The 20509-nt window shown below is 40.1% G+C and carries 16 protein-coding genes and 3 tRNA genes; 15 read left to right on the forward strand and 4 right to left on the reverse strand.

All coding sequences use genetic code 11. The features are described from left to right. Positions 1-27: 27 nt before the first annotated feature. Positions 28-1170, forward strand: a complete 1143-nt coding sequence (locus tag V7K44_RS11805) for a quinone-dependent dihydroorotate dehydrogenase (protein ID WP_334931595.1) — start codon at positions 28-30, stop codon at positions 1168-1170. A gap of 26 nt (positions 1171-1196) precedes the next feature. Here V7K44_RS11805 and V7K44_RS11810 read toward each other — a convergent pair whose 3' ends face one another. Together V7K44_RS11810 and V7K44_RS11815 are read right to left on the reverse strand one after the other, a co-directional pair. Continuing rightward, positions 1197-1931 carry a hypothetical protein gene (locus tag V7K44_RS11810; RefSeq protein ID WP_334931597.1) on the reverse strand — a complete coding sequence of 245 codons (735 nt, stop codon included), beginning with the start codon at positions 1929-1931 and terminating at the stop codon, positions 1197-1199. 151 nt (positions 1932-2082) lie between these two features. Then, positions 2083-2259 carry a hypothetical protein gene (locus V7K44_RS11815; RefSeq protein WP_334931599.1) on the reverse strand — a complete coding sequence of 59 codons (177 nt, stop codon included), beginning with the start codon at positions 2257-2259 and terminating at the stop codon, positions 2083-2085. A 171-nt stretch (positions 2260-2430) separates the two neighbouring features. Here V7K44_RS11815 and V7K44_RS11820 point away from each other — a divergent pair. The 4 genes from V7K44_RS11820 (at position 2431) to V7K44_RS11835 (ending at position 4551) form a co-directional block, all read left to right on the forward strand. Continuing rightward, a tRNA-OTHER gene (locus V7K44_RS11820) sits at positions 2431-2543 on the forward strand. A gap of 56 nt (positions 2544-2599) precedes the next feature. Further along, positions 2600-2728: transfer RNA gene (locus tag V7K44_RS11825), tRNA-OTHER, on the forward strand. Positions 2729-2786: 58 nt separating this feature from the next. Then, a tRNA-OTHER gene (locus V7K44_RS11830) sits at positions 2787-2912 on the forward strand. Between the two features lie 37 nt (positions 2913-2949). After that, positions 2950-4551 carry a TROVE domain-containing protein gene (locus V7K44_RS11835; RefSeq protein ID WP_334931601.1) on the forward strand — a complete coding sequence of 534 codons (1602 nt, stop codon included), beginning with the start codon at positions 2950-2952 and terminating at the stop codon, positions 4549-4551. 194 nt (positions 4552-4745) lie between these two features. Here the strand turns inward: V7K44_RS11835 and V7K44_RS11840 are convergent, their stop codons facing one another. Then, positions 4746-7004, reverse strand: a complete 2259-nt coding sequence (locus V7K44_RS11840; RefSeq protein WP_334931603.1) for an NACHT C-terminal helical domain 2-containing protein — start codon at positions 7002-7004, stop codon at positions 4746-4748. A gap of 130 nt (positions 7005-7134) precedes the next feature. Between V7K44_RS11840 and V7K44_RS11845 the strand changes: the two genes are divergently transcribed. Then, positions 7135-7794 (forward strand): exonuclease, encoded by a 660-nt coding sequence (locus V7K44_RS11845; protein WP_334931605.1) that lies wholly within the window; start codon positions 7135-7137, stop codon positions 7792-7794. A 155-nt stretch (positions 7795-7949) separates the two neighbouring features. Here the strand turns inward: V7K44_RS11845 and V7K44_RS11850 are convergent, their stop codons facing one another. Further along, on the reverse strand, positions 7950-10322 hold the full coding sequence (locus V7K44_RS11850) for a CHASE2 domain-containing serine/threonine-protein kinase (RefSeq protein ID WP_334931607.1): 2373 nt from the start codon (positions 10320-10322) through the stop codon (positions 7950-7952). 486 nt (positions 10323-10808) lie between these two features. Here V7K44_RS11850 and V7K44_RS11855 point away from each other — a divergent pair, with 486 nt between their 5' ends. The 9 genes from V7K44_RS11855 (at position 10809) to ltrA (ending at position 20413) form a co-directional block, all read left to right on the forward strand. Further along, positions 10809-10937 carry a hypothetical protein gene (locus tag V7K44_RS11855; protein WP_289799018.1) on the forward strand — a complete coding sequence of 43 codons (129 nt, stop codon included), beginning with the start codon at positions 10809-10811 and terminating at the stop codon, positions 10935-10937. 124 nt (positions 10938-11061) lie between these two features. Continuing rightward, the gene (locus tag V7K44_RS11860; RefSeq protein ID WP_041565194.1) at positions 11062-11583 is read left to right on the forward strand and encodes a LabA-like NYN domain-containing protein; all 522 of its coding nucleotides are present in this window, start codon (positions 11062-11064) and stop codon (positions 11581-11583) included. Between the two features lie 95 nt (positions 11584-11678). After that, positions 11679-13283: a 2-isopropylmalate synthase gene (locus V7K44_RS11865; RefSeq protein WP_334931609.1), complete on the forward strand. Its 1605-nt coding sequence runs from the start codon at positions 11679-11681 to the stop codon at positions 13281-13283. A gap of 101 nt (positions 13284-13384) precedes the next feature. After that, positions 13385-13864, forward strand: a complete 480-nt coding sequence (locus V7K44_RS11870) for a GNAT family N-acetyltransferase (RefSeq protein WP_334931611.1) — start codon at positions 13385-13387, stop codon at positions 13862-13864. Between the two features lie 251 nt (positions 13865-14115). Continuing rightward, positions 14116-14778 carry a SnoaL-like polyketide cyclase gene (locus tag V7K44_RS11875; protein WP_334931613.1) on the forward strand — a complete coding sequence of 221 codons (663 nt, stop codon included), beginning with the start codon at positions 14116-14118 and terminating at the stop codon, positions 14776-14778. A 705-nt stretch (positions 14779-15483) separates the two neighbouring features. Then, on the forward strand, positions 15484-15879 hold the full coding sequence (locus tag V7K44_RS11880) for a hypothetical protein (protein ID WP_334931615.1): 396 nt from the start codon (positions 15484-15486) through the stop codon (positions 15877-15879). Positions 15880-16123: 244 nt separating this feature from the next. Then, complete coding sequence (locus V7K44_RS11885) at positions 16124-16573, forward strand: hypothetical protein (RefSeq protein ID WP_334931617.1); 450 nt, start codon at positions 16124-16126, stop codon at positions 16571-16573. A 71-nt stretch (positions 16574-16644) separates the two neighbouring features. Beyond that, the gene (locus V7K44_RS11890; protein WP_334931619.1) at positions 16645-18021 is read left to right on the forward strand and encodes an NB-ARC domain-containing protein; all 1377 of its coding nucleotides are present in this window, start codon (positions 16645-16647) and stop codon (positions 18019-18021) included. A 562-nt stretch (positions 18022-18583) separates the two neighbouring features. After that, complete coding sequence (gene ltrA, locus V7K44_RS11895; protein WP_334931622.1) at positions 18584-20413, forward strand: group II intron reverse transcriptase/maturase; 1830 nt, start codon at positions 18584-18586, stop codon at positions 20411-20413. The last annotated feature ends 96 nt before the right edge of the window (positions 20414-20509 follow it).

Below are 20509 nucleotides of genomic sequence, written 5' to 3' on the forward strand. Positions count from 1 at the left end.
CTGCAATAGCTCCGAAAATAAAAGCTAATGGATATTTATAAATTTGCAATTAGTCCGCTTTTGTTCAATGTGATAAAAACAGACCCGGAGTGGTTACACCAGCAGACGATTCGTAGTTTTAGTTGGCTATCGCAAAGAAATATAAGCCCTCCTGCTAGTTGGGTAAACCACCGCCTACAAAAATCCCTGTGTCTGTACGATTCCCGCCTAGAACAAAATTTGTTTGGGCTAAACTTCCCAAATCCGGTAGGGTTAGCAGCTGGCTTCGACAAGGATGGAGTCGCTGCGGGCATTTGGTCTAACCTGGGTTTTGGCTTTGCAGAACTAGGAACTGTAACTTTTCACGCACAGCCCGGAAATCCCCGTCCTCGTTTGTTTCGCTTGCCGTTGGATAAAGCTGCTCTCAATCGGATGGGCTTTAATAACAGTGGTGCAGCAGTAATGGCGGCACGTTTGGAACAAGGAAAGTATGAGTTAAGCCAAGCAATACCCATAGGGATAAATTTGGGTAAATCTAAGATAACTCCCCTAGAAACAGCCGCACAGGATTATCTCGATAGTTTTCGTTTACTCAAGGATTTGGGAGACTATTTTGTTGTTAATGTCTCTTCTCCCAATACACCAGGGTTACGATCGCTCCAAGATGCTTCTATGCTCAGTGCCATCTTAGATTTATTACAACAAGAAAATACTGCACATAAACCAATTTTTGTCAAGATAGCGCCAGATTTATCATGGGAAGCGATCGCTGACATTATAAATCTTGCTAAAACCTACCAACTGGCGGGAATTATCGCCACTAACACCACCATCCGCCGTGATGGACTAAAAACCCAAGTGATTGACCAAACTGGCAAATCACCCCAAGAAGAAGCCGGCGGAATTAGTGGTGAACCATTGCGCGATCGCTCCACTGAGGTAATTCGTTTTATTTGGCAGCAAACCCAAGGAGAAATGCCAATTATTGGGGTTGGTGGCATCTTTACTGGTGAAGATGCTTGGGAAAAAATTACTGCTGGTGCTAGCTTGATTCAGGTTTATACAGGCTGGATTTACGAAGGGCCAATGATGGTACGCCGAATTCTAGCTGGTTTACTTTCCAAGCTAGAACAAAGCGGATTAAATTCCATCAACGAAGCTGTGGGTTTACAAGTAAAAAGTAAAAAGTAAAGCTTTAAAGTTCTTTCTTTTTCCTTTTACCTTTTGCCTTGTTCTTCTTCCTCCACTGGGAAAAACTCTTTAGTTTTTTCCGAGTATGACCAGGCAATATTATCAGGGTCTTTGCTACGACTCCACTCAGGAAACTCTGGATCGTTTCGCCGTTTATAAACTGTGCTGGAATAGACATTGAGCCGTTTCGCAAGTTCAGATTGAATCAGAGAGCCAAAAATTAACTGTTTTTCCAGCGATCGTTTCGCTTCCTCATGTGTTTGCTGTGGGAGTGATTCGGTTTCTAGTTCTTCCTCCTGTGGGGTTGGTGGTGCTAAGAGCGATCGCGCAGTTTTAGTAACTGGTTGAGCCGGAAGCTCTTTAACAGGCTCACTACTATCAAGAATATTGCCGAGAATACTGGCAGTTATAAAGTAATAAGACTGCCCTGCATCTTCAGAGTTGACTATACTGGCACCAAATTCCGAGGCTTTACTATCCAAATAGCGTTTTGCCGTTGTTCCAGGAAAATTTCCCTTGATTGCCAAGTCCATTGGCGTCAGTCTGCCCTGATTTTCACGAACCAATTGATGAAAAATTGGGTTGACTCGCACAGTCCACTGTTGCCATTGATATTCCTGCCAAAGCTTGAAGGCAATTACCAGCACAATTACCGCCAGTAAAATTCTCCAAGTGGCAACTAGGAAAATAATCAAAAACGAGATGGGCAAAAGTAGAACGAGAAAAGCCTTACCGTTACCTTCTATGGGTTTCTCACTCATGCCGATTTTTGCCAAGTGAATTTTAGTAAATAATATTATCTATCTTGGCAAAAATTGTGTCACTTTTTTGTATCTTTTGGCAAAGTTGCGGCAAATTTGCTGGCAAAATCTTTACTCAGTAGGTGTTATATCTTTATCGACCTCCTACTTATTAGCGATCGCGCAAAAGTTTTTTACCAGAGAAAATAAAAGAGTTTTGATGAGAGCGATCGTAATACATCTTAGATAATATCCCCGCAAAATTCCGATCTGCGGCTTGCTTGTGCCGCTCAGACTTTTCTTTACAGAGCAATAATTCTAAATTTGCTTGCCAGACCCTTGACACCAAATAATACATATACTACATTAATAATACAATTTAGCTTTCACCAGTAGCGGATAGCTCAAATAGCAGAGTGCCTACCTTCCACGGAAGGGCCGACGTATCGAGGGTTATGGCATATAATTAAAAATTCTACTTCGCTACAGCAAATTGAGTGCTGAGTTTTAAATTGTCATGTGGTGGGTAGCCAAGTGGTAAGGCGCTTAATATCCTTATTCACCCCTTGCCTGCAAAGGCCGACGAATTGAGGGTTATCGCAGCATTCGCGGGTTCGATTCCCGCCCCACTACACCAATTAATTTTAGATTTTAAATTCAATCCAAAATCTAAAATCCAAAATTTTCATGTGGCGGGTAGCTCAGTTTGGTAGAGCGCTAAACATCCTTGTTCACCCCTTGCCTGCAAAGGCCGACGAATTAGGGTTATCGATTAGGGTTCGAGAGGTCGTGGGTTCAAATCCCGCTCCGCTACACCAATTAATTTTGGATTAAATTTAAAATCCAAAATAAAATCTAAAATCTAAAATTTTCATGTGGCAGATAGCTCAGTTAGTAGAGCGCCGAAAAACATCCTTGTTCACACCTTGCCTGAAAAGGCCGACGAATTAGGGTTATCGCCTGTTAAGCCGGATGTCGCAGGTTCAAATCCTGCTCTGCCACCTTTCATTTTTGCCCGCAAGGGCCGGGAGATGAAACGATGAATTACAATTTTTTCACTAAAAAGAAAACAACTACACCCCAAAATCAACCTATCCCCGGACGAGAAGCCGAAATGGTTCAGGGACGTTCCGGCGGCTTTATGTTTGATGCTGGTATTTGGAAAATGCTGCGCCGTTGTTTGTTGGTTGGCACAGCAAAAAGCACTTACTACGCTGGTAAACAGGAATTAACTGAGGATTTTGTGGCAGTTGTAAGACTTGCTGTTGCCGAAAATCCCGGTCGTGTAGCGGAAGAAATTTTGTATGCTAGCGATGGACGCGCCATCAATAACAGTGCGCCTATATTAGCTTTAGTGCTGCTGTCTATGGGTGAAACACCAGAAGCAAAACAGGCGTTCGGTGAAATCTTCCCGCAAGTTGTCCGCACTGGTAGCCACTTCTATGAATGGTTGAACTACACCAAATCTCTGCGGGGATTTGGCAAAGTAGTGCGGGAAGCTGGTAAAACTTGGCTCTCAAGGGAAGATGTTAAGGGTTTAGCTTATCAACTGTTGAAATATCAACAGCGTCAAGGCTTCTCCCACCGAGATGTATTGCGGTTGTTTCATGTCAAACCGCCTACAGAAAATCACCGTCAACTATTTGAGTGGGTAGTTAGAGGCTGGGAAGAATTGCCAGCAGACATCCCCTCAGAAGCGTTGGCGCAGATTTGGTGGTATGAGTGGCTCAAGCAAAATCCCACCCAAACCCATGAAGCTATTTCCCAAGGACGCTTAACCCACGAAATGGCTGCACCAGTGGGCAAAATGGATAAGCTTGCTTGGCAGCTACTATTTCAGGAAATGCCAATAGGTGCAATGTTGCGTAACTTGGGTTCTTTAACTGAACTGGGTGTGTTGCGAACCGATGAAAGCGCCAACTTGCTGCGAGTGGAAGCAGTTCTCAACAATAAGGAACATCTGCGTAAAGGTCGCATCCATCCAATAGATGTTTTGAAAGCACTCAAAACATATCAATCTGGTGGAACATTAGGACGCAGTAAGAAAACTTGGAATCCAGTTCCTCGGATTGTAGACATTTTAGAAAAGGCGGTTGAACTATCTTTTGATGTTGTGCAACCCACAGGTAAAGTATTCATGCACGCCGTAGACGTTTCCGGTTCTATGGGTAGCATGGTTGCAGATATGGGACTGACTTGTTGTGAAATTGCCACCACAATGGCACTGGTAACAGCAAAAGCAGAGAAAAACTACATGATTCGCGGTTTTGCTACCGAATTCCGTGAATTAAGTATAACTGCCAAAGATAGTTTTAGTTCTGCGGTTCGCAAAGCTAGCAACCAAAACTTCGGTGGAACGGATGCATCTGTAGCTTATGACTGGATGATTAAAAATAAGTTCAAAGCAGATGTAGTCTGCTTTTGGACTGACTCGGAAAGCTGGGCTGGATATAAGCATCCAAGTCAAGCGCTGAAGGAGTACCGCAAAAAGGTAAATCCTAACGTCAAAGCGGTGTATGTCACCTTGACACCTTACCAAATTACTTTGGTAGATCCTGAAGATTCGCTGTCTTGGGATTTGGCAGGGTTCGACCCAGGTACACCTCGTATCATCCAGATGCTAGCTACAGGTGAATTGTAGATATTGCTGAAGGATAAAGGATGAAAAAATTTATCCTTCAGACTTCATGGCGGGTTATCCTTATTCGCAACTTGCCTTTCGGGGCCGAAGAATTTAGGATTATCGGTTACATCTCCACCATTGTGGGGATTAGTGGGTTCAATCCCCGCACCCGCCTTTGTTTGATTTTTTCCTTACGCAAAGAAGAAGGCGATTTAATTTTTGAATGGTCGTTTTTCTATTTCAGCGATGGGTAAGAGTAGGGTGTCTTCGATGTGCGATCGGACTTCAGGAGATACATAAATATTCTGCTTTAAAGAATAAATCAACAACTTATTAGTATTATAATAATTTTTTAACCGCGTTTTCTCTTCTTCAGTTAATTGCAATTTTAAAATATTACTGTCTGTTTCTCTTATACAGAAATAAAGCCCATATTCTGGCATTTGATCTGGGTTTATTAAGTATTCAGATGTTTTCTTGAAAATATTTTTTAACCTATATGTATCAGTGTAAACCTCGATTTGACTAAGAGCTTCACTAATTCCTGAGCTAATAACTCTGAGTGTATTAACTCGATTATTTTTAGTAAGTAAAGTTTTATCTAGTTTTATGGTTTCCAAATTAAGTATTATTTCGCCAAGCAAATTAGCAATTATATCTATATCATATAGGATTAATCTGTTTATATTTATTTCGCAAAAATTTGATAATTCAATGCCAAAGTGTTCAATTATTATTTCAATGATTTTTAATGATATGACTTGCCGATCAATTATTTTATATTCTCTAATAAGAGATTTTTGTAACTCTTCTTTATTTTTATTGAAATAATCAATTATAAAGTCAGTGTATTTTTCTTCAATCAAGTTTGCTAAGAGTTCACCTAGTTTTTCAGTATCTTTTAATTGTGTTTTACAGTAAACTGCAAAAGCGTGTTCAAGAATACAAGCAAGTTCGCAGTAATATCTATCACTATATTGCACGAAGTTGGAGCATTCACCAAGATTATAGACAATAAAAAAGCCCAAATAAAAAGCTCTGAAGCCAGCTTTCGTATAGTATCGAGATACTCTATAAAACTTTTTGTTTATTAAATTAAGTAAATACTGCAAATTATATGATATATCAATCGATTTATCAATTTCATGTTTAATTAATAATAAATTTTTATCATGCAATCCATTTATTGAAATTAAATTTTCTATTGTTGCTGTCCGAATAACTGGATGCAAGTAGTAACCATAATTATTTTCCTTTACAAGAGAACGTTCTATTAAAGCATCAATCACTCTTTGCCTCCGATTTTCTGGTACGTCCCAAAGTAAACAAAACAGCCATTCTTTTGGAACAGTAATATCTTGATTAGGGTAAATCCCTAAACGGCAAACTAGTTGATGAGCTTGTAAATTATTATTTTTAAGCTTATCTAATTGATATTGAACAAGTTGTTTAAGAGTTGGATGTCTTAATATATCTTCACGGTTATCCTGCCAGTAAACTTTTAATTTCCCTTGAGCTTCTTTGAGAATCTCAGGACTAAGGATAAACATAGCCTCAGCATTTCCACCATAGGCTTGGTGCATTTCACTAAGAGCAGAATCATCTATACTAATTTTGCAAGTTTCAAAATACTGTTGCCATGACTCCTGCTTCAATCCATCCAACTTATAATTCGTAAAAGTTTGAAGACGTTTTACTGTATGCTCATAAATTTGCTCACGGCTTGTGATAAGCGTTATCGACTGTACACTTTTATCAGCTAGTACGGTTAATAGTTCTACATAATAGCTATAATATGGTTCTATGAACTCGCCATTTATTAAAGCAGGTTCAAGATTATCAATTAAGACACCAATTTTTCTAATTTTTAGCTGGATTTTCAATTGCTCCAGCATAGTAATAAAATTTTGTTCTGGATTTACTTTAAAGTAATTTATGAGCTTGATTCTTACCCAATCTTCTACTGAGTTCAGGTTCTGGGGTGTGCTTCCTACACGCAGTTCAAGATATTCTAAACCTTGAAGCTCAAACCATTTTCTAGCCAAGGTTGTTTTACCTATGCCACCCTCTGCGTGAATTAGAATAACTTTTGCGCCTTCGTTAACAAGGTTGTTGAGATGTGCGATCGCATCCTCACGCCCTACAAAATCACGATTTTCAGATATCGTTTTATCTTCACTGAAATTTTCAGTTTGTGGTAACTCGGAAGTATTTTGATTTAATAACTCAGGCTTGTACTTAGCAAATAGAGCAATTAATTCTGGAAACTTTGAACGGCGTTCGTCTGGAAATTCATTAATTAAACCAAATAACTTACAAATTTTCTCACGATATTTTCTGACAGTTCCTTTTTCAATTTGCAAAGATTTAGCGATCGCTTCATCTTTTTCATTAGCCAGCAGTTTCAGCAGTACCTCTCGCCGCCTTTCGGTTAAGCGATTAAACACTGCATTGAAATGTTGTTGATTCATAACTATCAGCCCATCACAACCACGGTACACATCTGTGTACTCGATATACTCGCAAAGACTCACAGCATGTGTATTACTTGTGTACTAGGCTAACGCAAAAGTTGATGTAGTAATTAATCATGAACAGTTTATGAAATCTACCTACATCAACAGACAATGTTACTATCAAGGCAATGGTGGCGTTCTTCTTCCTGCTGTCACCACAGTTTTAAAAGCGACACAGCCACCAGAGTCTTTAGCCGCCCTTTCCTATTGGCGTAATAAAGTTGGCAATGCAGAAGCAAATCGAATTGCAGCTAACAGCCGTCGTCGAGGAAATGCCTTACATCAGTTGATTAAAGAATACCTTCAAGGTTACTCGTCCAAACCTGACAGCAGCCTGATTCAGCCTTACTGGGATAGTGTTCAATCTGTGCTAAACCAACTTAGCGATGTTCAACTGGTTGAGCAAGTTGTGCCTAACTATCAGGAACTTTACGCCGGGAAAGTTGATTTAGTTGCTCGTTATCAAGGTGTTCCCCATTTAATTGAATGGACTACAGCCGAGGAACCAAAACTGAGAATTGATAAGCTTTATGACAAGCCTTTACAACTAGCTGCTTATGGTGGTGCGATAAATCGGTATTATAGCGATCGCCTCTTTAACTGCAAAATTAATCATGCTCTCATTGTCGTAGCCTTGCCAAGTGAAGAAGCAGAGATTTTTGAATTTGATCGTGCAAGGCTAATTCATGTCTGGCATCAATGGCTTAATCGGCTGAATTTTTTCTTCAGTGCCGCTGCTGCGTAGAAGTGCGATCGCCTAAGCTCGGCTGGAAGCGATCGCAAACTTCACCTCTTGCAAGTAAACAAGGTACTTTTTTGTCAACAAAATGTAATATAACTTGATTCTGAGGGCGCGATCGCTATTCCTTTGATATCTAAATATTGTCCCTGCATTCCTTCTCAAGGATTTTCTGAGGATGATTCTGAGTAAGATTTTGTGGGAATGCCTAAATCGTCTAAAGTATTCATTAATAAGTCATCTTGTGGAATATAGTCTTTGTGTTGGGAATTTACCAAATTGTCAACACCTTTAAGAGCTTCAAGATCCTCAAGAGCTTCTGATGCAGACTGATATCGCTCTTTGAAGTCATCTAGCACCATTTTACTGAGAATCTTAGCTAGGGAGTGACTTACCTGAGTGCGTAGTTTACCGCCGTAAGCATCGCTCCATTTGATTTCCCCATCAGCATTTCTATCTAGCTCACGGGGTGCTACACCAGTTAAGGCTTTAATCCCAACCATGCCAACTGCATAGATATCACTACTGTAGTGTGGACGCCCAAAACATTGTTCGCTTGGTGCGTAACCCTGAGTACCAATACCAATAGTGAAAGGGGTTGACTCTTGACGCTCGAGTTGTTTGATGCCGACTTCCTTGACGGCTCCAAAGTCAATTAACACTAATTTTCCGTCTGAGTGTCGCCGGATGATATTGCTGGGTTTAATATCCCGATGAATCACGTGGTTTTCATGGACAAATGTTAATGTTTGCAATAAGTCCCTGATAATTTTGATCGCGGCAATTTCTTCAATTGCTCTACCTGCTGGAAGTTCTTGATTTAAAGGATGACCAATTATCTGTTCTTGGACTAAATAAAATTCTTCATCTTCTTCAAAATAGGCCAAAAGTTGAGGAATTTGAGCGTGCCTTCCCAATTTTTCTAGTGTTTGTGCCTCTGAGTGAAATAAACGTCTGGCAAGTTGCAATCCTTCTGGTTTGGTGTTGGCTGCTTTTAATTGTTTGACAACACATCGCGGATTACCAGGACGTTGGGTATCTTCAGCAATGTAGGTTTCACTAAATCCACCAGAACCGAGAACTTTGACAATTTTGTACCGTCTAGCCAAGACTTTCCCTGATAAGGCTAAATCTCGTTGCTGGATTAGGTCTTGGAAGTCATCTTGTTGGCTAATAATCTCTTGGACAACGGGTGAAGTTTTGTACTTCTGAAAAATGTCTACTAATTGGCGTTTTCTGATGCTTTCTCTGATGACTGAGGTTGCCAAATAGCAAATTCCAGTCATTGCGATCGCGATTATTGGTACACTAGTAGGAAAAATTAACTGACCATAGACAAATAACCCATAACTAATTCCTCCCCAAGCGCCAGACAGGGCAAGGCTATAGAAAAATCTATGGATGCTACGCTTGCGTCTGCTAATCATCAAGGCTGAACTGCCAACTAGCATTAGCACAAACAAACCCTGCAATGGTGGACTCTTAATTGCTGGGGCGATCGCTTTCCCTGTCATCAAAGTTGCGATCGCATTGGCGTGAATTTCTACGCCCGACATTGGTTCAGTGCTATTACTACTAGCAACTGGATAATAATCATTATGTAACTGATCTGTTGCACCAATCAGCACGATCTTGTCTTTGAATACCTTTCCTTGCTGCAAATAGGTATTCCAGTTTTCCGGGTCGAGTACGTGCCAAAAAGGTTTTTGCTCAAATGTACCCGCAGGCCCCCAAAAATAAATGCGATCGCCCTTTGGTCGGGGATAATTTACTTGTGCTGCCTTCAGCGCGGCTTCATCAAAAGAGAGTCGCTTTTTGGTAAATAAATTATCTTCACCTAATAACTTGGGAAACTCACTCGCTAATCGATGAACTTTTCCATCTACTTCTAAAGGAAAATTAACTGAGCCAATGGATACTGAACCTGTACGAAACATTTGTTGTGGGTCTGTCAGTTGCGTAAAAGACCCTTGGTGCGTCTGGGAATTTTCGTAGACGGCTGCTAAGGTAACTTTATTGCCATATTTTTGCAATGCTGCTTGTAATTGGCGATCGTCTGTAACCCCATAACTACTCGGCGTATCAAAGACTACATCTAAAGCTACAGCGCGGGCACCTGCTTCGATTAATTTTGCGATCGCCTGGGAGTATGCAGCACGTTTATAAGGATAAGATTTCAGTGTTTCTAAGTAGGCATACTGTTTTGGATCTGTTTTATAGTACTGTTCGGGAACCGATATTGACTGATCGTCTATTGCTAAAATTACAATGTCTTCTGGAGGCACAATCGGACCGCGCAGTTGAAAAAAGCCAGAAAGCACCTGATTTTCCATCAATTGAACCAATTCCCCACCAGAAGCGCTCAATAGTGCGCCCCCAATTGCCCAAGTACCTGCCAGTAGATGACCTAAGCGAACCATCCACCGGGAGTGGCGAGCAGATGCTGTCGAAGTCACTTTTGTTGGTTTACTTGACAGTCTATTGGCAGTAGAGACATAGTTTTTAGTTAAGGTAGACGTAGGTTCTTCTGCCATATCGTGTTACTGATTGATTTTAGTCCAACACTTTTATTTATTCAGACCGCATTTTAGTGTAAGCACATTGAAATAAGACTTAAATGATAATCTTATACATTTGTAAAGTATCTTCTATTCATCAACAAACTTTTATTGGCAGAGCCAGCCCCCAAAAAATTCTTACTCAACCACTACTTAATTTATTCTTTTTCTGTTGAATGAGTTACAAGTAGTGATTGTCTCATAGATCGGAGCCGGATATACTCTAGCTGTGAATTTGGTTGTGGCAAGATTTTTCCCTTACCTAACCAACAACTACGTTACTAACTGGATGCTATACCAGAAGCAGTCCCAAGGATGTCTTCTGTCTCTGGTGCAATGTTGGTAATCTCCAGAAAGCGTGTTCTCATACTGACAGCTTTACCAAAAGATAGGCATTCATTTATATCTTACCTTAAGCCTATGTTATACCTCTTTAGGAGTAAACTTTAGTGTTATGCAGCGATGAATGCTGTTACTGGGTCAATTTTATGGGTAGATTTTGATCGCCAAGTGGCTCTTGCAGTGCTGGAGGTGAATCAGGTTAACACCCAGGATCTCAACTTCAATATTGCAGGCGTTTTTATGTCTTGAAAGAGGTAGGATAAAAGCTATAGATAAAGAACTACGTTATAGATATTAGCAAACAAGGCATTTGAAAATTGCTATAATCTATTGTTCCATCTAAATTCATATATATTATTAGGTGTAAATTTGTATGGGTTCTCCAATGAATCGTCTGTCTATTTTTGTAGATGGAAACAATATGTTCTATGCTCAACAAAAAAATGGCTGGTTTTTTGACCCGCGGCGAGTCTTAGAATACTTCAAACATGAGCAATCAGAAACAACATTAATTAATGCCTTCTGGTACACTGGCTTAAAAGATCCACAAGACCAGCGAGGTTTCAGAGATGCTCTAATTAGTCTAGGATATACAGTACGAACTAAGATTCTTAAAGAATATTATGATGATACGTCAGGTCGTTACTCGCAAAAAGCGAATTTAGATATTGAAATTGTTGTAGATATGTTTAATACAGTAGACCAGTATGACCGAGTAGTATTATTCAGTGGTGATGGAGATTTTGAAAGAGCAATCGAACTATTACGCTCAAAAAATACACATATTACGGTAGTATCAACGGAAGGAATGATTGCTAGAGAACTACGCAATGCTACTGATAGATATATAGATTTAAATGATATCAGAGATCAAATAGAAAAAACTGAAGGTTAGTAGCTTTAACAATTATTTACAAAAATAAGAGTAAAAGAAAAACTAGGGTTGAAGATATATTAAGCCACAAGTAAACACTAAACAACAAACGGCAAATGACAAACAAAACAGATCGAATCATCATTTTTGATACAACATTGCGAGATGGAGAGCAGTGTCCGGGAGCGACTTTGAATATAGACGAAAAGCTAGTTATTGCCAAACAATTAGCGCGTCTGGGTGTAGATGTAATTGAAGCAGGCTTTGCCTTTGCCAGTCCGGGAGATTTTGAAGCAGTCAAGAAAATTGCTCAAATTGTTGGGACAGAAAATGGCCCGGTAATTTGTAGTTTAGCAAGAGCGATTAAAGCAGATATTGAAGCGGCTGCTGAAGCATTAAAACCAGCAGTTAATGCCAGAATTCACACATTCATTTCGACTTCTGATATTCATTTAGAGTATCAGTTGCGAAAGTCACGGGCAGAAGTGTTAGCGATCGCCGAAGAAATGGTAGCTTATGCCAAGTCCTTCATGACAGATATTGAATTTTCGCCAATGGATGCGGCCCGTACCGATCCAGAATTTCTGTATCAAGTTTTAGAACGAGCGATCGCAGCTGGTGCAACAACAGTTAATATTCCCGATACTGTAGGTTACACAACCCCTAGCGAATTTGGGGCAATGATTAAGGGCATTATCGAAAATGTCCCCAACATCAACCAAGCGATTATTTCCGTTCACGGTCATAATGATTTAGGCTTGGCAGTTGCTAACTTCTTAGAGGCCGTCAAAAATGGCGCACGGCAACTAGAATGTACAATCAATGGTATTGGCGAACGCGCCGGAAATGCCTCCCTAGAAGAATTGGTAATGGCGTTGCACGTGCGGCGGCAATATTTTAACCCTTATCTCGGCAGACCAGAAAATTCTCAAGAATCGCTGACAAATATCGACACCCGACAAATTTACAAAACCTCACGCTTAGTTTCTAATTTGACGGGAATGTTAGTACAACCAAATAAAGCGATTGTGGGGGCGAATGCCTTTGCCCATGAGTCTGGAATTCACCAAGATGGTGTATTAAAGAACAAGCTAACTTACGAAATTATGGATGCCCAATTGATTGGCTTAACTGACAATCAAATAGTTTTGGGCAAACATTCGGGTAGAAATGCTTTCCGCACTCGGTTGAAAGAATTGGGCTTTGAACTATCGGATACTGAATTAAACAAAGCATTCGTCAGATTCAAAGAAGTAGCAGATAAAAAGAAAGAAATTTCTGATTGGGATTTGGAAGCGATCGTTAACGATGAAATCCAACAAGCACCGGATTTGTTCCGGGTAGAGTTGGTACAAGTTTCCTGCGGTAGCAACGCCCGTCCTACTGCTACAGTTACCCTGCGTACCCCAGACGGTGAAGAATTAACCGATGCTGCGATCGGTACTGGGCCAGTGGATGCAGTTTACAAAGCTATCAACCGTGTGGTGAATGTGCCCAACCAGTTGATTGAGTTTTCTGTGCAGTCAGTAACAGGTGGTATTGATGCCATTGGCGAAGTAACGATTCGTTTACGTTATGAATCTAAAGTGTTTTCTGGTCATGCAGCGAACACAGATATCATCGTGGCATCCGCACAAGCTTATGTAAATGCCTTGAATAGGTTGTATGCATCTTTGCAAACTCAACAAAAGCCAGAGGAAGTAACTGCACAGAAAGTCTGAGTTCGGAATCTGTCAAACTGCCAGTTTTTAGCTGATGCTAACAAACTCCTCTCCAACTTTGGGGAGGAGTTATTTGTGAGTTCCAAAAATCGTTGGAAATTATGCTGACAGAAAAAAATATAACTATCAGAGAAGCTACTACCAAAGAAGATTCAGTGATTGCACAACACTTTTATCAAATGTGGCTAGATATTGGTGTTGATGAGAGTAATCTACTTGTGGAGTGGCAAAATATTACCCTCAAATTCATAGAAGAAGCACGTCGAGATTTGTTTTATAAAGCTTTTATTGCAGAGATTGATAATACAGTTGTGGGTTCTGTAAGTTGTCAACTGTTTGCAGGTTTATACCCGAATGTTTTCAAAGATGAATACCGCAAATTTGGGTATATTTGGGGAGTTTATGTTGAACAATCTTACCGCAGACAAGGCATAGCTAAATTGCTAACTAATAGAGCAATTGAATATTTAAAAGCGATCGGTTGTACGCGAGTGGTTCTTAATGCTTCACCATCAGGTAAACCAGTTTATTCCCGTCTCGGTTTTTCTGAAGGAAATTTAATGCAATTAGATTTGATTTAAAGACAGTAATTTGTTGCCTTGTAGTGATGCCCGATCAACCTAAATTGATGTAAGAAGATATTTGTCAAACTTACGTTAAATAGGATAGCTGTAAGTGTTCAGATGTATGTAGTTACTATTATTCTGATTTGTACTATAAGTCAAGTTTATTGAGTTAATTATGAATATTTTTTACTTTTTTAGATTTTTATATTTACTTATATGCATAAAACTTTATTCTGAGAAACGATGTTTATAATTAGTCAGCTTGTATGAGTAGCGAAAAGACAACAGAATTGCCACTCTGGGTACAAGATAGAGATATAGTCATTGCTCATGATGAAGAAGTACAGTGGCGAGAAGGAACACGCCCGGATTATTCATACACCAATGAATTTCTTCATCAAGAGAGTAAATTTCAGCATCCAGAAGGTTCTTTAGAAGCGATCGCCCAAAATTTAGTCCGAAATTTTGAGATGGAAGCTTCTAATAAATCTAATCCTCAACAGTGGCTTTCGATTGTTACTGATAAGTTCAAAATGAGTACCAATGGGGGACAACAATTCACTGCTCAGGATGTTGCAGATGAAGGTACTTATAACCTGTTTTTGGGTAAAACTGAGCAATATGACTCTGAAACAGAAACCTTTGAATCTTCATTTCAAGTTTTTCATACAGCCTTTCCTAATGGCTTTCTTTGGGAATTAACAGAGATCCTTTCGGGGCCGCCTAATGTTACCTTTAAGTGGCGACATTGGGGAACATTTAATGGTTCCTATAAGGACTATGTACCCACAGGTGAAACAATAGAAATTGTCGGAGTTAGTATTGCTCGCGTCACTGATGATTTGAAGATTGAGTCTTTAGAGCATTATTTTGATAATAATGTTTTTCTTCAGAAATTAACCAGTGGTGGTTGTCCCTTCCATTCCTAAAATCAGTATATCTAGTGTGCGTTACGCCGTAGGCTAATACCATTTCACTAAAACCCTGATAAATATAGATTTCGCTTAGGGGCACAATATGTTGTGCCCCTACCAACGTATTTGTATCATAATTAAAGTGAAACGGTATAACGCACCTTGAATTGTTGACAGCGCGTTGTAGCAATCTGATTTGCCTAACTCACGATCGCAGCGATCGTCCACCCATCCATTGTTATGGTAAACAATATTAGGAGTTAATTACCAAGGCAGATGACTATTACTGTCAACCTGACTTAAGCAACTGCCAAAAGATTACGACATTAGTCACCAACATTACGACATTAGTCATCAAACATTACGACATTAGTCACCAACATTACGATATTAGTCACCAACATTACGATATTAGTGAGTAATATTACGACATTAGTCATCAAACATTACGATATCAGTCAGTAACATAACAATATTAGTCACTAATATTACGACATCAGTCACCAACATGAAAGCGATCGTGAATAAACTGAAGCGTGTATGAAGTTCAAATATATTATCTCTATCAAAATCAGCATTAAGTCGTAGACTTCAGCAAAATCACTGCAATTGCCTACAAGTATTATGATAAAAAATATAATTATTTGCGAGTTTTTCTGATACAAAATACAGATTCATTGAGGCAAGCTAGTTCTATAAATATTTTCAAGGAGTACATCTATGCCTCGTACAAAGCGGACATCGCGGGTTTTAGAGAAAGCTGAATTGAGAACGTCTGGATTCAAAGCAGTTGATTCAAACATGGATTTTGGTAATAGTTGCGATTTGGAAAATTTGACTCAATCAATTGATGAGTTTCGCACTATGCTTGATTCTTATAACAACGCTTTAGCTGTGGTTGACTCTACTAAAACTAAAATCGATCAAATGGAAAAAAAGTTGAGTAAACTTTCAGATAAGATGCTGAAGGGAGTTGGTTTCAAGTATGGCACAGACAGCAGCGAATATGAAGTAGCAGGTGGCGTTCGTGACAGCGAACGTGTACGCAAAAGCAGGTTGACTCGCTTGAAAGGTATTGCAGCAGAAGCATCAGATGAAAGTAGGAAATCTGCCTAGCTTCCGCATTAACCACAGATGAACAAGTAGTATGTAGGGTGTGTTATGGCGTAGCCTAACGCACCCTACGTATATTTCAATAATCAAATATGAGTCCTATATGTTATCTAGCGGTGTGGGAGGAGTTTTTTATCCTATGTTTTTCGTTACAAAAAGCGATCGCCATAAAAAATTATTACATTAAGTGATTACTATGTATTTCACCCCTTATTATTAAGTATTAATACAGAATTAGAGTAAGCAAATGGATATAGTAACTTTAACTACTTTTTTGACTCCTTTTTTACCGTACTTGCTTAAAGTCGGAGAGAAAGCAACTGAAGAAGCTGGTAAGAAATTTGGTGAAGGGTTTGGTGCTAATGCCTGGGAAAAAGCCAAGGCTTTGTGGAATAAGCTGCAACCAAAGGTAGATGCAAAGCCAATGGCAAAAGGTGCAGCAGAAGAATTGGCTAATTCTCCTAATGATGCAGATGCCAAAGAAACATTCCAGAAGCAACTCAAGAAATTTCTGGATGAAGATAAAAATTTATATGCTGAGATTGCCCGTTTAATGGAAGAAGATTCCGAAGCAATCTCTAAAGTTGTTAATACCTTTAATCAAACAATATCTGGCGATGACAACGTAGTGCAAAACATTGCGGGTGATGGTAATAAGGCGATTGGTAGAGTAAGTGGCGACGCAACTATCAATTAGTCAGAAAACCAGAATAATAGGAAGTTAAAACTGTGCAGAAAAGAAGCCTGAGAAGGTTATGGAAGCAGATAATGCTTTTTTTATCTAAGTTAGCTGGCTTTTTAAGAGGGAATCGTCGGAGATTAAAACGTAGGCGACATTTACTTAAAGATCGAGTTGCTCAAACCCCTTTAAATAGAGATATTCCGTCTCAGGTTGAACAACCAATTTTAGGTAACGCAGAAAATAATGAAGCTTCTGTAACCAGTTTAGATCCCCATATTCAGTCTCAGGTTGAACAAACAATTTCAGGCAACGAAAATGTTCTTCAAAACGTCAAAGGCAACAACAATATTAATATAGGTGGGGTAGAAGGCAGCCTCACTATTAATTATCGTCGCCCAATTGACAGACCTTTTCAAGCACCGAGTTTACCTGCCAATTTTGTAGATCGCCCACAAGTTACTGTAAAAATTAAAGCTCGTCTACTGACAAATACATCTAATGCTGGTGCTTTGTTCATCAGTGCAATTCACGGTTTAGGTGGCATTGGCAAGACAACTTTAGTTACTGCCCTTGCCCATGATGAAGATATCCAAAAACGTTTCTTTGGTGGTGTGCTTTGGGCAACTTTGGGACAGCAACCAGATATTCTCGCGCTCTTGAGTAGCTGGGTGCAAGCATTGGGAGACTACGAATTTCGTGCCATTAATATAGAAGCAACCTCAGCCCATCTACAAACTTTACTACGTGGTAAGACAGTTTTACTGGTAGTTGATGATGCTTGGGAACCAGATAAAGTTAAACCCTTTCGGGTAGCAAGTTCCCAATCCCGATTATTAATCACTTCTCGGCGTGCTGATGTGGCTGGTATGGATGCTGATTTGCAACAATTGAATTTGATGACGCCGGCAGAATCTCTGGAATTACTTTCTAAGTCTTTAGAACGAGAAATAGAAGAAGTAGAAAAACAAGAGGCTTTGAGAGTAGCCGAGACTGTAGGATATTTACCCATTGCGCTGAATTTGGTAGCAGCAAGAGTTAAATGGGGAATTACATGGGTGAAGCTGGAAACAGCTTTGAAACAAGAGATTGCAAACTTAAAAGTTTTAGACGGGGCGCGTCAAGAAAACTCTTTAGAAGCAACTTTTAATTTAAGCCTGAAAGCTTTGTGGGACTATGACGAACAAGCTTGGGAAAATTTTATTTGGTTGGGAGTTTTGCCAGAGGATGTAACAATCGCCGCACCAATGGCAGTGACATTATGGAATATGGCATCCCAGGATGAAGCTAATAAATGTTTAGAGCTACTTTGGAATGATGCCTTACTTCAATCTGATTCGCCTGTATTTGTTGGGGGTGTTGAGTGGAAAGGCTACAGGATACATGACTTATTGCATGATGTAGCTCGTGCTAGATTAATTAAATCTCCACCGACAGGAATGGGTTTGAATTGTGCGATTCGTTGACTAGAAACTAGAATCCATAAGGATTCCAGGGGATTAGTCGCTAGGTTCAAGCCTAGATAACTGAATAACAATGTAGGTGAAAAACCTACCCCTCAAGTGCTGAGGTGAAAGCATTTTCCCTACTGTAGCGACTAGCCATCAATCGGTAAAGCGGGAATAAAAGGCGGAAATACTGGGAGCCTAACTCGGTAATCGCCAAGCAAGATATCCATGAGTAAAGCGACTGCTTAAAGACACGTTTGAATCATCGTTAGCCATAAGTAGCGCAATCAGGCTGAAACGCTACACCAAAAGGTAAAGGATAGGGATTGGCAGATAGTTCGCTGACCAATAAGCACCCCCACTAAACCCGGTGAATAGTGTCACTCTAAAGATATCAGTATTGTTATTCGGAACGAAGTAACCCGTTATCTGCTCTCAGGTGGTCGAATACCTGAGTAGGTGCTAACCGGATGCACTAACGGGCGAGATTGAGTAAGAAGCGAAGGCTTGACTGTAATGGTCAAGATATGCCGACGTACTCACGATGATTTGTCAGAAATGGTCTTAATAGGAAGTACAAATGTCTAAAACACTGCGTTTGCAGATGGTGGAATGGAATACAATACCCTGGCGAAAGCTGGAACGTAATGTATTCAAGCTTCAGAAAAGAATATTTCTTGCCTCTAATCGTGGTGATACCAAAGTAGTTCGCAGACTCCAAAAGACCTTGATGAGGTCTTGGTCAGGAAAAGCTTTATCTGTCCGCAAAGTAACCCAGGATAACCAAGGAAAGAAAACCGCAGGCGTTGACGGCGTAAAATCGTTAACTCCCAAGGCTCGGCTGACCTTGGTACTGAGCTTAAAGCTAAACCAAAAAGTTAGCGCAACTAGAAGGGTCTGGATTCCCAAGCCTGGAACAGTTGATAAGCGCCCATTAGGAATTCCAACTATGCACGACAGAGCGACTCAAGCACTTGTCAAACTGGCTCTTGAACCAGAATGGGAGGCGCATTTTGAGCCAAATAGCTATGGCTTCCGACCAGGACGCAGCGCCCATGATGCAGTCGAAGCAATATTTAATAGCATCAACAAATCCAATAAATGGGTTTTAGATGCCGATATTTCAAAATGCTTCGATAAGATTAACCACGAAAAACTGCTGAACAAAATCAATACATTCCCAACAATGCGGAGAGTAATCAAAGCATGGTTGAAAGCAGGTGTAATGGATAATAGGCAGTTATCTGATACAAATGCTGGTACTCCCCAAGGCGGCGTATTATCCCCACTACTAGCTAACATCGCCCTGCATGGGATGGAAGAACTAGTAAAAGAATATGCAACGCAATTACCAGGAGAGAAGAGCAAAAATCAAAGTGCCATATCTTTAATAAGATATGCGGATGACTTTGTAATCCTAGCACCAAAGGCAATTCAAATAATTGAAGTGCAAGAAAAGCTAAAATCGTGGTTAGCAAACATGGGTCTGGAATTAAGTCCTAGCAAAACCAGAATCAGCCACACTCTAGAAATACCTAACGAAAAGTACAAAAGAGAAATGCCTATGCGTTTTTCCTTTGATATAAACCTTGGAAAAACCCACACAAGTCCAGAAACCAAATTCGCTTCGGAGGTAGGATTTGACTTCCTGGGATTCAATGTGAGGCAATACGAAGTTGGATGGAACAAGTCTGGTAAAACCGCCCACGGAGAAAAGCTAGGATTTAAGACTCTCATCAAGCCCAGTAAGAAAGCAAAAAAGATCCACTACGACGCGATCGCTGAGATTATCGATGCTCACAAATCAGCACCTATTGAGGCATTAATAATGAGACTCAACCCTGTAATTAGGGGATGGGTGAATTATTACTCAACATCTGTAAGTAAAGAAACATTCTCAACGCTTGACAATATGGTGTATCAAAAGCTTTCCAGATGGGCAAAACGTCGCCACCCAGGAAAATCTCATGCATGGATTGCTAGTAAATACTGGCATCCGGTAGGTGGCGACAATTGGGTATTCTCAGTAACCAGAGATGGTTTGGTCACAATGCCCCTAACAAGGCACTCACACAAAAAGATTGTGAGGCACGTAAAAGTTAAGGGCACAGCATCCCCATTCGATGGAAACCTGAAATACTGGAGTTCTAGAAAGGGTTCAAATCCCCTAGTACCAACAAGAGTAGCAACGTTACTCAAGAAGCAACAAGGGAAATGCGCTCACTGCGAATTGTACTTTAGGGAAGACGATTTAATCGAAGTTGACCATATTATTCCCAAATCAAAAGATGGTTTGGATACATACGCCAACCTCCAAGCATTACATCGTCACTGTCATGATAGTAAAACTGCAAACGACAATCGAAACGCACGGCTAAGTAATTTAGCTGAAGACGAAGGTAGTCAGTAGTAGTTAGAGGTACTCATAATTTGAGTCAAGTCATTGAGGAGCCGGATGAGGTGAAAGTCTCATGTCCGGTTCTGAAGACCAACGGATCTGGTGACA

This window comes from Nostoc sp., from assembly GCF_036917235.1.
Lineage (GTDB): Bacteria > Cyanobacteriota > Cyanobacteriia > Cyanobacteriales > Nostocaceae > Nostoc.

What these genes read in the sequence shown, in the direction of transcription:
- V7K44_RS11810 (WP_334931597.1), bottom strand. Translation starts at nt 1,931, where the DNA reads ATGAGTGAGAAACCCATAGAAGGTAACGGTAAGGCTTTTCTCGTTCTA.
- V7K44_RS11805 (WP_334931595.1), top strand. Translation starts at nt 28, where the DNA reads ATGGATATTTATAAATTTGCAATTAGTCCGCTTTTGTTCAATGTGATA.
- V7K44_RS11880 (WP_334931615.1), top strand. Translation starts at nt 15,484, where the DNA reads ATGCCTCGTACAAAGCGGACATCGCGGGTTTTAGAGAAAGCTGAATTG.
- V7K44_RS11875 (WP_334931613.1), top strand. Translation starts at nt 14,116, where the DNA reads ATGAGTAGCGAAAAGACAACAGAATTGCCACTCTGGGTACAAGATAGA.
- V7K44_RS11850 (WP_334931607.1), bottom strand. Translation starts at nt 10,322, where the DNA reads ATGGCAGAAGAACCTACGTCTACCTTAACTAAAAACTATGTCTCTACT.
- V7K44_RS11835 (WP_334931601.1), top strand. Translation starts at nt 2,950, where the DNA reads ATGAATTACAATTTTTTCACTAAAAAGAAAACAACTACACCCCAAAAT.
- V7K44_RS11885 (WP_334931617.1), top strand. Translation starts at nt 16,124, where the DNA reads ATGGATATAGTAACTTTAACTACTTTTTTGACTCCTTTTTTACCGTAC.
- V7K44_RS11840 (WP_334931603.1), bottom strand. Translation starts at nt 7,004, where the DNA reads ATGAATCAACAACATTTCAATGCAGTGTTTAATCGCTTAACCGAAAGG.
- V7K44_RS11860 (WP_041565194.1), top strand. Translation starts at nt 11,062, where the DNA reads ATGGGTTCTCCAATGAATCGTCTGTCTATTTTTGTAGATGGAAACAAT.
- V7K44_RS11865 (WP_334931609.1), top strand. Translation starts at nt 11,679, where the DNA reads ATGACAAACAAAACAGATCGAATCATCATTTTTGATACAACATTGCGA.
- ltrA (WP_334931622.1), top strand. Translation starts at nt 18,584, where the DNA reads ATGTCTAAAACACTGCGTTTGCAGATGGTGGAATGGAATACAATACCC.
- V7K44_RS11855 (WP_289799018.1), top strand. Translation starts at nt 10,809, where the DNA reads ATGAATGCTGTTACTGGGTCAATTTTATGGGTAGATTTTGATCGCCAA.
- V7K44_RS11845 (WP_334931605.1), top strand. Translation starts at nt 7,135, where the DNA reads ATGAAATCTACCTACATCAACAGACAATGTTACTATCAAGGCAATGGT.
- V7K44_RS11870 (WP_334931611.1), top strand. Translation starts at nt 13,385, where the DNA reads ATGCTGACAGAAAAAAATATAACTATCAGAGAAGCTACTACCAAAGAA.
- V7K44_RS11890 (WP_334931619.1), top strand. Translation starts at nt 16,645, where the DNA reads ATGCTTTTTTTATCTAAGTTAGCTGGCTTTTTAAGAGGGAATCGTCGG.